Genomic DNA, 13,400 nt, shown 5'->3' with positions numbered 1-13,400 from the left:
GTGGGGAAAAGGCACTATCGATTAAGTGATATAAAGCGCAAAGCGATAATGATAACACAAGAGTAAAAAAAATCATTGACAAGCAAACAACGAACCAGTTTACTAGTACATGGGTTAACTGAAACACTCTTTATTAAAAAAACCTTTATCAAAAATCCATTGAACCGATGAGGCACTCAAAATGAGCGTATTTATGCAAACTAAGCAGCCAAAGCGTTGGTGGCACAACTTCCCAGTCAGGGCGGTTGGCTCACGCACATAAGTTAAGAGATAGATACGCAAGTGCCAAAACCCGCCCTAAGAGGCGGGTTTTTTATAAATAAAGATTAGAAACGGGGTATGACAATGACTGGCAAAGAATTTAATATCTCTATAAATCAGGTAGATACTCTCTACCAGACAGATCCAACACTGCTTTTTCATCAACTTTGTAGTAATCGCCCAGCAACGTTATTGCTGGATTCTGCTGAAATTCACAGTAAAAAGAATCTCAAAAGCATCCTGATCATTGATAGCGCTATGCGCATTACAGCCAATGGGCGTCAAGTTACTTTTGAAGCACTCACTGAAAATGGCCAAAACCTGATCCCGATACTCGCTAATTTACTTTCAGGCAAAGCCCAATTAGACGTAGAGCCGAAGGTTATGCGAGCACAGTTTCCTGCTATTGAGCACAATCTGGACGAAGATAGCCGGCTAAAATCCGATTCAGTTTTTGACGCATTGCGTGCCCTGGCAGCATTAGCCTCCTTCTCAGAATCTCCCGATGCCATTTTTGTTGGTGGTTTGTTTGCTTATGATTTAGTCGCCGGATTTGAACCATTACCTACAGTAGAAGATTACCAACGCTGCCCTGATTTCTGTTTTTATCTCGCAGAAACACTATTAGTGATCGATCATCAAGATAAACACTCACGTCTGCAAGCTTCATTGTTTGGCGAATCCGATTCTGAAAGAAAACGCCTTAAAGCGCGTTTAGCAACCTTAGTTGCAGCCATTTCAGCCCCACTTCAGTCTCTCTTACCTGTCACACTGCCCGATATTACTATTGGCTGCAATCAAAGTGATGAACAATACGCAAATATCGTGCGCCAGCTACAGCAATTTATCCGTCAAGGGGATATTTTTCAGGTAGTTCCATCGCGTCGTTTCACCTTGCCATGCCCTTCTCCGCTAAGCGCTTATCATGTATTGAAAAAACAAAACCCAAGCCCTTATATGTTTTTTATGCAAGATCAGGATTTTTGCCTGTTTGGGGCTTCCCCAGAAAGTGCACTTAAATATGATGCCAACAACCGCCAGATCGAAATTTATCCGATAGCCGGTACCCGACCACGCGGACGTGATAACAACGGGGAACTGGATGCTGATCTTGATAGCCGAATTGAGCTGGAAATGCGCACAGATGCTAAAGAAATGTCTGAGCATGTGATGTTAGTTGACTTAGCCCGCAACGATTTAGCCCGTATCTGCGAACCAGGCAGTCGATATGTCGCCGATTTAACCAAAGTCGATCGTTATTCATTTGTTATGCATCTGGTTTCCCGTGTTGTCGGCACACTCCGGCATGATTTAGATGTCTTCCACGCTTATCAAGCCAGCATGAATATGGGCACATTGACGGGAGCCCCTAAAGTTCGGGCGATGCAACTCATCGCAGAATATGAAGGTGAACGGCGTGGCAGTTATGGCGGAGCCGTCGGTTACTTTACTGGCAAAGGGGATTTTGATACCTGCATAGTGATCCGTTCTGCCTATGTGGAAAACGATCAAGCCACCATTCAAGTTGGAGTCGGTGTGGTGCTGGACTCCATTCCTCAGTCAGAAGTGGATGAAACTCACAGTAAAGCCAGAGCCGTTATTCGCGCAATTGCACAAGCGCATCATGTGGAGGTGACATTCTGATGGCTCATATTCTTTTACTCGATAATGTAGATTCCTTCACATATAACCTTGTGGATCAACTGCGTACTCATGGTCACCATGTCGTTATTTACCGTAATACCGTGTCAGCAGACATCATTATTGCCAAACTTAATGAGATGGAATCTCCTCTTTTAATGTTATCTCCCGGTCCGGGAAAACCCTCAGAGGCAGGCTGTATGCCTGAATTGATCAAGCAAGTGATAGGCCAGCTCCCAATCATCGGAATTTGTCTTGGACATCAGGCGATTATTGAAGCTTACGGAGGACAAATCTCTGCTGCTCAGGAAATTCTGCATGGCAAAGCAACACCTGCTATCCATGATGGGAAAAATATGTTTTCCGGCCTCCCAAATCCTTTGTCTGTCGCCCGTTACCATTCTCTTGCCGCTGTGCACGTTCCGGCAGAACTGACTGTCTCTGCTTCATGCGGTGATATCGTGATGGCTGTGCGCCATGATAAGCACAAAGTTTGTGGTTTTCAGTTTCATCCCGAATCTATTTTGACTACGCGGGGTGCTAAATTGCTTGAACAAACTCTAACCTGGGCATTGAGCTAACAATTTAAAGGTAGTGAGTTTAAGGGTATCGAATTAAAGGCGCTAAACTTAAAGGAATGGGAAGATGCAGTTGATTTTTGACAAATTATTCAGTGCGCAAACACTGACACAACAAGAAAGCCAGCAGCTATTCACTGCCATTATTCATGGTGAGCTGAGCGATATACAACTGGCTGCTGTATTAATTAGCCTGAAGCTGCGTGGCGAGCAGCCACAAGAAATTGCGGGCGCAGCCCAGGCGTTCCTGGCAAACGCCGCCCCCTTTCCTCGCCCTGATTACACGTTTTGTGATATCGTCGGCACAGGTGGAGACGGTTCCAATAGCATCAATATTTCAACAGCCAGTGCCTTTATTGCTGCTGCCTGTGGCCTTAAGGTGGCAAAACATGGAAATCGCAGTATTTCCAGTCGATCTGGATCATCTGATTTATTAGCTGCATTCGGTATTGCATTGGATGCTCAAGCTCAAGAATCACGCAGAGCCCTGGATGAAATTGGTGTCTGTTTCCTGTTCGCACCTCAATATCACAGTGGATTCCGTCATGCGGTGCAAGTTCGCCAGCAACTAAAAACTCGAACATTATTTAATGTGCTTGGCCCGTTGATCAATCCGGCGCGTCCTCCTGTATCTCTCATCGGAGTCTATCACCCTGAATTAGTTGAACCCATAGCCCATACCTTACACGCTTTAAGTTATCAACGCGCCGCCGTTGTACACAGCGGAGGAATGGATGAAGTTGCCTTACATGCACCAACCTATGTTGCAGAACTTAATCACGGTGAAATTCGCCAATATCAATTAACAGCAACCGATTTTGGTTTGCCAAGCCATCCAATATCGTCACTGCAAGGTGGATCACCAGAAGAAAACCGCAACATGTTGGCTATGTTGTTACAAGGTCACGGAAACCAAGCCCATGCTCATGCCGTAGCAGCCAATGTGGCTCTGTTAATGAAGATCCACGGGCAAGAAAATCTACGGGAAAATACTCAATTGGCACTCGATACTATTTACAGCGGTCAAGCTTATGAAAAAGTAACAGCATTGGCAGCAAGGAGTAGATCATGAAAACCAGCGTATTACAGAAAATTGTTGAAGATAAAGCGGCATATCTGATTACTCGTAAGGCAGAGCAACCGCTGGAGAGCTTTATTGATGTTATCGTTCCAAGTCATCGTCGGTTTTATCAGGCGTTGACCCATAAGCAAACCGTTTTTATTTTGGAATGCAAAAAGGCATCCCCTTCAAAGGGATTGATTCGTGAAGATTTCGATCCCGTCTATATTGCTAAAACTTATCAACCTTATGCCGCTGCAATCTCTGTCTTGACCGATGAAAAATACTTTCAGGGCAGTTATGATTTTCTCGCCATGGTCAGTTCTGCTGTCCATCAACCTGTTTTGTGCAAAGATTTTATTATTGATGCCTATCAGGTTTATCTTGCCCGTTATTATCAGGCTGATGCTATTTTACTGATGCTTTCTGTTCTTGATGACGATACGTATCGTAAATTGTCAGCATTGGCACACAGTCTTGATATGGGTGTATTGACCGAAGTCAGTAATGAAGATGAACGACAACGGGCAATTAAATTGGGCGCAAAGGTTATTGGTATCAATAACCGGGATCTCCGTGATTTGTCCATTGATTTAGGGCGTACCCGTAAATTGTCGGTTGGTTTACCTGAAGGCACTATCGTCATCAGTGAATCCGGTATCCACCAACATCGTCAGGTGCGAGAATTGAGCCAATTTGCCAATGGTTTTCTTATTGGTAGTTCTTTAATGGCACAACAAAATTTAGATCTCGCCTTACGACGCCTAATTTTGGGTGACAACAAAGTTTGTGGTTTGACTCGCCCACAGGATGCCAAAGCTGCGTTGCAAATGGGTGCCGTTTACGGTGGTTTAATTTTTGCCGAAAAATCACCGCGTAAAATCAGCCTGCAAAAAGCTCAACAAATCATCAATGAAGCCTCTCTGCTATATGTTGGTGTGTTTCAAAATCAACCCATTGATTTTGTCAATAATATTGCCTGTAGGCTTTCACTCACCGCAGTTCAACTACACGGAAGTGAAGACGAAAACTACATCAACGCCCTGCGCTCGGTACTACCTGAATATTGTGAAATTTGGAAAGCCATCAATATGTCTAAGGCTGGGGACGTTTCCGTAATACCTCACGTTGATCACTTACTGTTGGATAACGGAGCCGGCGGAACGGGAAAATCATTTGACTGGCAATTAATTAATCCATTAATTCAGCATAACAGTTTTCTGGCGGGTGGCCTGAATGCTGAAAACTGCCAACTGGCAGCAACATTTGGCTGTTATGGACTGGATTTTAACTCAGGAGTTGAAGTGTCTCCAGGCATCAAAAGCAGCCAGAAAATCAAGCAGGTGTTTCAACAATTGCGCTGTTATCACTAATTTTTCAGATAAAAATGGATGAGTAGAATAATGAGTAAATTGAATCCTTATTTTGGCGACTTTGGCGGGCAATTTGTGCCACAAATTTTAATCCCTGCGCTTAACCAATTAGAAGAAGCTTTTATTGATGCACAGAAAGATCCTGAATTTCAGCATACTTTTCAGGATCTCTTGAAAAACTATGCAGGCAGACCTACTGCCTTAACACTGTGTCAAAACCTGACGAAAGGGACAAAAACACGTTTATATCTAAAACGTGAAGATTTGCTTCACGGCGGTGCTCACAAAACCAATCAGGTCTTAGGGCAAGCATTGTTGGCAAAACGCATGGGAAAGCATGAAATTATTGCCGAAACAGGCGCAGGTCAACATGGCGTCGCCACCGCGCTAGCTTGTGCACTATTGGGACTGAAATGCCGTATTTATATGGGAGCAAAAGATATTGAACGCCAATCACCCAATGTTTTTCGCATGCGTTTGATGGGTGCGGAAGTGATCCCTGTCCACAGCGGCTCGGCAACGTTGAAAGATGCCTGTAACGAAGCAATGCGTGACTGGTCGGGTTGCTATGAGAAAGCGCATTATCTCTTGGGCACTGCCGCTGGCCCTCACCCCTATCCGACAATGGTACGAGAATTTCAACGTATGATTGGTGAAGAAGCCAAAGCTCAAATTCTGGAAAAAGAAGGTCGTCTGCCCGATGCCGTCATTGCCTGCATTGGTGGTGGTTCAAATGCCATTGGTTTGTTTGCTGAATTTATTCCAGAAAATGATGTCCGCTTGATTGGTGTTGAACCTGCGGGGCATGGTATTGAAACTGGCGAGCATGGCGCCCCATTGAAACACGGAAGGTTGGGAATTTACTTTGGTATGAAAGCGCCCATTATGCAGACAGAAGATGGACAAATTGAAGAATCTTATTCCATTTCGGCAGGTTTAGATTTTCCTTCCGTTGGTCCACAACATGCCTATTTAAACAGTATCGGTAGAGCCGATTATGTTTCAATTACTGATGATGAAGCGCTGGAAGCCTTCCAGAAACTCTCACACAATGAAGGTATTATTCCGGCACTGGAATCCTCTCATGCGTTGGCTTACGCCTTGAAAATGATCCATGAGTCTCCAGATAAGGAACAACTATTGATTGTCAATTTATCTGGCCGTGGTGACAAAGACATCTTTACCGTTCACGATATTTTAAAATCCAGGGGGGAAATCTGATGGGACGTTACGAACAACTTTTTAAGAAGCTGCAAAACAAAAACCAAGGCGCTTTTGTTCCTTTTGTCACCCTAGGCGATCCTAATCCCGCATTATCATTGGAAATTATTGATACCTTGATTTCAGGTGGTGCTGATGCGCTTGAATTGGGTATTCCGTTCTCAGATCCCCTGGCTGACGGCCCAACTATCCAAAATGCCAATCTGCGTGCATTATCATCCAAGGTCACTCCCACATTATGTTTTGACCTGCTGGCTAAAATTCGCACCAAACACCCTGATATACCCATTGGCCTGTTAATTTACGCCAATCTGGTCTTTCACAATGGCATTGATGACTTTTATCGTCGTTGCAAAGATGCCGGTGTTGATTCCGTACTTGTGGCTGATGTGCCGTTATCCGAGTCATCGCCTTTCCGTTCAGCTGCCATAAGACATGATATTGCTCCGATCTTTATTTGTCCCCCTAATGCAAATGATGATTTACTGCGTGAAGTTGCTTCATTTGGACGGGGATATACCTATCTGCTATCAAGAGCAGGAGTAACAGGTAGTGAAAATCGCGCTCAACAGCCATTTAGCCATATTGTTGATAAGCTCAAAGAATATCACGCTGCCCCTGCTATACAAGGTTTTGGCATTTCAGAACCAAAACAGGTTATGAACGCTCTCAATGGCGGTGCTGCGGGTGCAATTTCAGGTTCAGCTGTTGTCAAAATTATTGAAGATAACTTACATCAACCCAACACCATGCTGGAAAAGTTAACGGATTTTGTTCATGCCATGAAAAACGCCACACAATTATAAGCACGCGATCAAAAAATGGGGCAACAACGCCCCATTGGTTCTCTCTTATGTCAAAGTTCAAACACACACGTAGCTTTAGTTAGAAACTATAACCAACACCGAACATAAAGACCCACGGATCAAGGCGGGTTTTATATTTTTGATCTGCATCACCGACTTTGAATTTCACATCAGTTTCAATATTCATCCACCAAAGTGAGGTATTTAACATCCAGTTTTTATTCAGTTGATAATCTAGGCCAACCTGCCCAGCGATACCCCAAGAATCTTTCAGATCCAGGCTATTTAAATTAACGGCCTTCACGGTTGCATTATTACTAAATTTTTCGCTAAAGAAAGTCGTGTAGTTAATACCAATCCCGACATAAGGACGAAATTCATTTTCTGATGAGCCAAAATAATATTGTGCCATTAGCGTTGGTGGTAAATGTTTAACTTCAGCGATTTCACCCGCTCCCGGCAAACTGACCCTATGCTGGAATGGTGTCGCTGCCAATAATTCAACACCAATATTATCAGTAATCATGTAACCAAAAGTTAAACCCAACTGGGTATTATTATTGACACCAAAAGATCCCAATCCTAATACATTATCAGAACCCGCATGCGGCCTTACCGTTGCTGTACCTGTACGGAACAGGAAATCACCTGCTTCATGGGCAAACGTCAATGACGGGGCTAACGTAGCAGCAGCCAATACAAGCGCAGAAATCTTTTTCATTATCCATCCCATTTATGTGGTTTTAAAACAGTCAGAAATATACCCATTTGTTTACTATTGTGATCTAAGATAGATCACATTTTTTAAATATTTTGGGCGAAGTAAGGTATTTACCGCTTTATTATTTCATTTACTGGATATTTTAAATTGATCTAAATCAAAATTTTCTGCGTATTAATTTTAATGCCATCCATGATTTATATCTTAATATCAATTTTTGAATGAATAACAATAAACAATAATAGAAATTATGTATTAAAACCCTTTATTTAACACTCCAACTTCTTATCAAATTATTAACACAAGGTTAATAAATTGATCATTTATATAAAATCTACACTGAGGAAGATTAGCAAAAAAGAATTCTTACCCCCCACCAGCCTCAAGATACAGGATCAAGTATTGGAGTAAATCTTAGGTATCCAATAATCCCCCTAACAAGGTACAATTGTGTCCTATTGTTGTTTTATTTGATAGGAGCCACTTTCATGCCCATCACGGCAAATACCCTGTATCGTGACAGCATCAACTTTTTAAAGAATCAACTGTTGAATATTGTCATCCTCTCTGTCTTGGCCGCGTTGGTGACAACACTGCTGGGGCATTTACTCATGCCGAATGATGAACAGCTCAATTTATTAGCCGAGTTGCAAAATATAGTCAGGGAGTCCGGCAATACAGGTATTCAACGTTTCGTGATGCAATTAACGCCAGATGAGCAGTTCACGTTAATGCGCACAATGCTAGGGGTTTTATTTACCCACATATTTGGTAATACCCTACTAACGGCCAGTATGCTGGTACTCATCAATGCTATCTCTAGCGGTCAGCAAACGAATGCCATTCATGCCACTACATTATCAATAACGCAACTGCCTAAGATGTTTTTGCTAATGTTGATTTGTACCCTGTTGGTCCAAATCGGCTACGCTTTAATGGTCCTGCCTGGAGTACTGTTTTCTATTGCATTCTCATTAGCTCCTATTTTTTTGTTTGAAAAAGGCAAAAATGTTTTTGCAGCCATGCAAAATAGTTGGAAGTTGGCATTTGGTAATATGCGGTTGTTGATCCCAGCTATACTGTTATGGCTTGTCGCCAAGCTAATCCTGGCTCTTGTGCTGACAAAAATGCCCGATATGTTGCTATCAGTGCTGGATAATTTCTTATCATCCCTGTTACTGATTTACCTATTCCGTTTGTATATGTTAGTCAAGCCACAAAATAAAACCATAAACGGTATTTAATAAAAAAACACTTAAAATAGTTCACCTCACTGTAATGCAAATGCAGCGAGGTGAACCGGTAAGAGATGAACCGCAGTTACTTTTCCTGTTTGTCCTCCACTTGCTGCTTACTTTGAAGTAAACGAATAGCAAAATAGAGATCCGGCACGACTATCAAATCGTCATCGCTACGACTCAGTTTGTTCTGTTTAATCCAACGATTTAGTTCTGTCCTGCGCCCTGCCAAGACCAATGTCACACCTTTCTCTTTTAATTCTGTAATTAACTCATCCAACACGGCAAAAACACTGACATCATCATAGGTAAAACTGACCGTCGCATCGACTACTAACCACACAGGACCATTTGCAGCACGGTTCACATGCTGTAATACCCGTTTTTTGAAATAACCAACGTTAAAATAAGTGAGTGGCGAGTTAAAGCGGTACATCATAATGCCATCTACGGGTTTGATATCATTATGCTTATGGATGGAACGAACCATACCTTGGTCATTCACGCCCAGCAGCTGATCGGAAGGCCGAAAAACTATTCGCAAAAATTGTAATAATCCCAGCAAAACGGCAAAACCGATACCATCGATCACCCCCACCAGCAAGACAGCAATTAACGTAAAAATTGACAGAGTAAAAGCCTGACGATTACGTTTTCGATAAGCCCAAAGATTTTTTAAACTCAATAAAGACCAAGTGGAAAAGATCAAAACAATACCCAGAGATGACAGAGGGATATACACCAAAAATTCTGTCATAAATAGCAATACTAGCAAAATAGCACAAGCCGCTATCACCGACACCATTTGCGTTTTACCGCCTAGCGCATCATTGACCGCAGTACGGCTACCCGCAGCACTGACAGCAAAACCTTGTGATAATGACGAAGCGATATTGGCGATCCCCAATGCTCTAAGTTCCAGATCTGCATCGACTTGATAGCCATTTTTACTGGCAAAACTACGAGCAGTCATCATAAAACTGACGAAACTGATCACGGCTAAATTAATGGAAGGAACCACTAAATCACGTATGATACCAAGTTCAAATTCGGGTATAGGAACGATAGGCAAACCACTCCCCATACTACCCACAATCTGGATACCATATTGGCTGAGTTCAAATTGCCAACTGATATAAGTCGATACGATCATTGCCACCAGTGGAGCAGGCCAACTCGAACGGAGAAAATGTACACTAAGCAGTACCAGCAGCGTCATGACTGACATCCCTACCGTCGGCCAGTGAGATTCTAATAATTTACGGGGAAGTGCGATCAATCGTTCAATCAATTCCACAGGTAATCCAGACAGCCCAAAAACTTTAGCCAACTGATCAGCCATAATGGTAATCGCAACACCGTTAATAAAGCCTTTCAAAATGGGACGAGATATAAAATCAGCGAAGGCACCCAGACGAAAATGGCTGGCCAAAATACACCAAAACCCCGTCATTAACGTCATCACTATGGCAAGCTGCCAACGCACATGCTCATTTCCCAATGCCAGCGGTGTAACAGCAGCAGCAATAACAGCACAAGTTGCAGCATCTGGCCCAACAATCAGCTGCCGCGAAGTACCGAACAGTGCATACGCAAACATCGGTAAAATACAGGCATATAAACCAATAATGGCGCTGATCCCCATTAATTCAGCATAAGCAATCGCAACAGGCAGCGCTACTGCGGCAACAGAGAGGCCCGCTCGCATATCATGACTGAAATATTCTCTACGATAATGACAGATATTTCCCAAGCCTGGCATCCAGCGATGTAATCTTTCCATCAACATGGCCTTATATGTCCTTTTGTGAAAATGGAACCTAGTTATAATGCGTTGCTAAATGGAAACTCACAAGCTTCCCCTCTCCCACACTTAGCTTGTCGCTTATTGTGATAACATTAGCCAAACAGATGAAAAATGTTTTTTACCTGATAAATAAACCATTTCATTGAGATCTGGTACACTCTGGCACAAATTCAAAAACATGCCATCATTGACTTCACAATGGGTTCAATTTATGAAACAACTTTTAGACTTTTTGCCGCTAGTCGTTTTCTTCGTCGTCTACAAAATGTATGACATTTTCTATGCATCTGGCGCCTTGATTGCAGCAACAGGGTTAGCTGTTGTCATTACTTACCTCATTTATCGTAGAGTTGAGAAATCTTCCTTAATTACATTTGTTATGGTTACTGTTTTCGGCACTCTGACACTGGCCTTCCACAGTGATTTATTTATTAAATGGAAAGTGACTGTCATTTATGCCATTTTTGCTCTGGTACTATTTATCAGCCAATGGGTGATGAAAAAGCCGTTAATTCAACGGATGTTAGGCAAAGAGTTAGAATTGCCTGATTTTATCTGGAACAAACTGAATATGGCTTGGGCAATCTTCTTTATTGCCTGTGCATTAGCAAATATTTATGTCGCTTTCTGGCTACCTCAAGATGTTTGGGTAAACTTTAAAGTGTTCGGGTTAACAGCATTGACACTAGTTTTTACTGTATTGAGTGTGGTATATATCTACCGTCATCTGCCTCGCGAACAAAAATAATATAATGACCTTCATATGGATACCTGCCGATGCAGCGGCAGGTATTGTTGTATTCACCAAATAATGCAAGTTTTCTAATGACACAACAACAATGCTTACCAAACGGAGAATTGGTTCTCCGTACACTGGCCATGCCTGCTGATACTAATGCTAATGGGGATATTTTCGGTGGCTGGCTGATGTCTCAAATGGATATTGGCGGCGCAATTTTGGCAAAAGAGATTGCTCTGGGGCGCGTAGTCACTGTTAGCGTAAATGGTATCAGTTTTCTGAAACCGGTTGCGGTAGGTGACGTCGTATGCTGCTACGCCCGTTGTCTAAAAACGGGAAATTCATCTATCACTATTAACATTGAGGTGTGGGTGAAAAAAGTGGCTTCTGAGCCTGTCGGTCAGCGTTATCGTGCTACAGAAGCGGTTTTCACCTATGTTGCCGTTGATGAAAATAACACTTCCCGTCCTTTGCCTGAAGATAAAAGACACTTTAAATTGGAAAGCAGTGATTCAGAGTCATAATTCATTTTGCTGATGAAGTTAGGGGATGCTTTACATCCCCTATTCAGGAAAGAGACGTTTTGGTAAGTTAGGATTGTGAAATACCCGTAGTTTTAAACTCGATAGTCGTTATATGTCCAGTAGCAGGAATTTTTTCATAACGCCATTTTCTCATTGCTTTTTTCACTTCACGTTCAAAGACATTTTTCGGATTGGCAGAAATAATTTCAATATTCTTAACTCGACCATTTTCATCAATATCAAATTTTACCTTTACCGTCCCCTCAGTCCCCAACTGTAGTGCTCTGGATGGGTAAATGGGATCTACCCTATTCAATGCCTTTGGTCCGCTTTGTACCCCGGCTTTTTCACTAATGGTATGGTGCTCCGATTTCTGATCATCCAAATTCTTCGCCATCTGAGTTTCTTGATCAGAAATAGGTTTCAGTGGTTGTTCTGAAGCTTTTTCTGTCTTTTTCTCTCTTGGCTTAACTTCTTTTTTGACAATTTTTTTCTTTTCAGGTTTAGGCTTAGGCAGAGCAATTTCCGCAATAGGTTCAGGTTCAGGCTCAGGAAGTGATTCAGACACGGCAGGTTTGGAGACAGGTGCCTCTTCAGCAGCCAGCTGGATCATGGCAACAGACATAGGTGCAACTTCTGCCTGCTTCCCTGGTTTAATGGCATGGAAAAGTGCCGCAGCAATAGAGATGTGTAAACAAATGGAAAGTAGTATCGGCCAATGTATCCAACGCATAAGAGAATTCTTACTTAACAGCATGATAGTCAGTTTTCAGATAGATATTAGTTTAAATGCAAATGACTATCATATTCAATAAAGATTCAAAAACATCTATACCTGATTTGCATTTCTCAAGTCCAAATCTTATTGGATACACATGCGCATTCCAGTTATATCGCATAATTATTGGGTATACTCGTGGAAGCTGAAAATATTTTTCTTAACGGACAAATATCGAGTTGTTAAGAAAATGCTGCACATTGACCCTAAGCAATTTGCACTATATTAACATTAAATCCACTCTATATTCTGGGTGAATAGAATCGATCTTCGACGCTTATAAGCATCTGCCTTACGCAGTGTATATATTCGTAAATTACGACGTGACTGCCCTTCCAGCCAGCGACGGCGACGACAAATACCTTGGCGGAGCATTCTCCAGCGCCCGACTTCTCTTCTGCTATGTTTCATAAATATTCCGGGTGATCTCTCATTGAATGAATAACATTATTCTTAATTGTCACTATTAGCAATGTCAACCCATTGTCAATCTACGCCATGGCTCTGGCACAATAGTACATTGTTCGAAATCATCAGATTAATAACTATCATCAACCATTCATGATTTATTTATATCAATTTGCATATATTGCATACAGTTTATCAAGTCAAGTCGTCGTTATAAGTGGCTAAATAATCATGGCATTTATCAT

At 42.2% G+C, this 13,400-nt stretch carries 13 protein-coding genes and 1 other annotated feature; of the genes, 9 read left to right on the top strand and 4 right to left on the bottom strand.

The genetic code is table 11. The features are described from left to right. The first annotated feature begins 211 nt into the window (after nucleotides 1-211). Nucleotides 212-318: a sequence feature (Trp leader region), on the top strand. Nucleotides 319-345: 27 nt separating this feature from the next. The 6 genes from IQ209_RS00230 (at nucleotide 346) to trpA (ending at nucleotide 6,940) form a co-directional block, all read left to right on the top strand. Further along, nucleotides 346-1,905: an anthranilate synthase component 1 gene (locus IQ209_RS00230; RefSeq protein ID WP_193847877.1), complete on the top strand. Its 1,560-nt coding sequence runs from the start codon at nucleotides 346-348 to the stop codon at nucleotides 1,903-1,905. Then, the gene (locus IQ209_RS00225) at nucleotides 1,905-2,483 is read left to right on the top strand and encodes a gamma-glutamyl-gamma-aminobutyrate hydrolase family protein (protein WP_193847875.1); all 579 of its coding nucleotides are present in this window, start codon (nucleotides 1,905-1,907) and stop codon (nucleotides 2,481-2,483) included. Before IQ209_RS00230 ends, IQ209_RS00225 begins: the two co-directional genes overlap by 1 nt. Nucleotides 2,484-2,547: 64 nt before the next feature. After that, nucleotides 2,548-3,552: an anthranilate phosphoribosyltransferase gene (trpD, locus tag IQ209_RS00220; protein WP_193847873.1), complete on the top strand. Its 1,005-nt coding sequence runs from the start codon at nucleotides 2,548-2,550 to the stop codon at nucleotides 3,550-3,552. After that, complete coding sequence (gene trpCF / locus IQ209_RS00215) at nucleotides 3,549-4,913, top strand: bifunctional indole-3-glycerol-phosphate synthase TrpC/phosphoribosylanthranilate isomerase TrpF (RefSeq protein WP_193847871.1); 1,365 nt, start codon at nucleotides 3,549-3,551, stop codon at nucleotides 4,911-4,913. The genes trpD and trpCF overlap by 4 nt, the downstream gene beginning before the upstream one ends. 27 nt (nucleotides 4,914-4,940) lie before the next feature. Further along, a complete protein-coding gene (gene trpB / locus IQ209_RS00210; protein WP_193848479.1) occupies nucleotides 4,941-6,134 on the top strand; it encodes a tryptophan synthase subunit beta in 1,194 nt (397 codons plus the stop codon). Then, entirely contained in the window at nucleotides 6,134-6,940 is an 807-nt protein-coding gene (gene trpA, locus IQ209_RS00205; RefSeq protein WP_193847869.1) for a tryptophan synthase subunit alpha, read from the top strand. Before trpB ends, trpA begins: the two co-directional genes overlap by 1 nt. A 79-nt stretch (nucleotides 6,941-7,019) precedes the next feature. Here trpA and ompW read toward each other — a convergent pair whose 3' ends face one another. Next, on the bottom strand, nucleotides 7,020-7,661 hold the full coding sequence (ompW, locus tag IQ209_RS00200; protein ID WP_193847867.1) for an outer membrane protein OmpW: 642 nt from the start codon (nucleotides 7,659-7,661) through the stop codon (nucleotides 7,020-7,022). Between the two features lie 488 nt (nucleotides 7,662-8,149). Between ompW and IQ209_RS00195 the strand changes: the two genes are divergently transcribed. After that, entirely contained in the window at nucleotides 8,150-8,905 is a 756-nt protein-coding gene (locus IQ209_RS00195; protein ID WP_193847865.1) for a YciC family protein, read from the top strand. 76 nt (nucleotides 8,906-8,981) lie between these two features. Here the strand turns inward: IQ209_RS00195 and IQ209_RS00190 are convergent, their stop codons facing one another. Next, a complete protein-coding gene (locus IQ209_RS00190) occupies nucleotides 8,982-10,688 on the bottom strand; it encodes a SulP family inorganic anion transporter (protein ID WP_193847864.1) in 1,707 nt (568 codons plus the stop codon). A gap of 229 nt (nucleotides 10,689-10,917) precedes the next feature. Here IQ209_RS00190 and IQ209_RS00185 point away from each other — a divergent pair, with 229 nt between their 5' ends. Both IQ209_RS00185 and yciA read left to right on the top strand, forming a co-directional pair. Then, complete coding sequence (locus IQ209_RS00185) at nucleotides 10,918-11,454, top strand: septation protein A (protein ID WP_193847863.1); 537 nt, start codon at nucleotides 10,918-10,920, stop codon at nucleotides 11,452-11,454. A gap of 77 nt (nucleotides 11,455-11,531) precedes the next feature. Next, complete coding sequence (yciA, locus tag IQ209_RS00180) at nucleotides 11,532-11,969, top strand: acyl-CoA thioester hydrolase YciA (protein ID WP_189759529.1); 438 nt, start codon at nucleotides 11,532-11,534, stop codon at nucleotides 11,967-11,969. Nucleotides 11,970-12,036: 67 nt separating this feature from the next. Here yciA and tonB read toward each other — a convergent pair whose 3' ends face one another. Together tonB and IQ209_RS00170 are read right to left on the bottom strand one after the other, a co-directional pair. Next, a complete protein-coding gene (gene tonB / locus IQ209_RS00175; protein ID WP_193847862.1) occupies nucleotides 12,037-12,726 on the bottom strand; it encodes a TonB system transport protein TonB in 690 nt (229 codons plus the stop codon). A gap of 252 nt (nucleotides 12,727-12,978) precedes the next feature. Continuing rightward, entirely contained in the window at nucleotides 12,979-13,158 is a 180-nt protein-coding gene (locus IQ209_RS00170) for a YciY family protein (RefSeq protein ID WP_193847861.1), read from the bottom strand. Nucleotides 13,159-13,400: the final 242 nt, after the last annotated feature.

Source organism: Xenorhabdus sp. BG5 (assembly GCF_015163665.1).
In the GTDB taxonomy this organism is placed as follows: domain Bacteria; phylum Pseudomonadota; class Gammaproteobacteria; order Enterobacterales; family Enterobacteriaceae; genus Xenorhabdus.
This window is presented reverse-complemented; position numbering and strand designations above follow the sequence as displayed.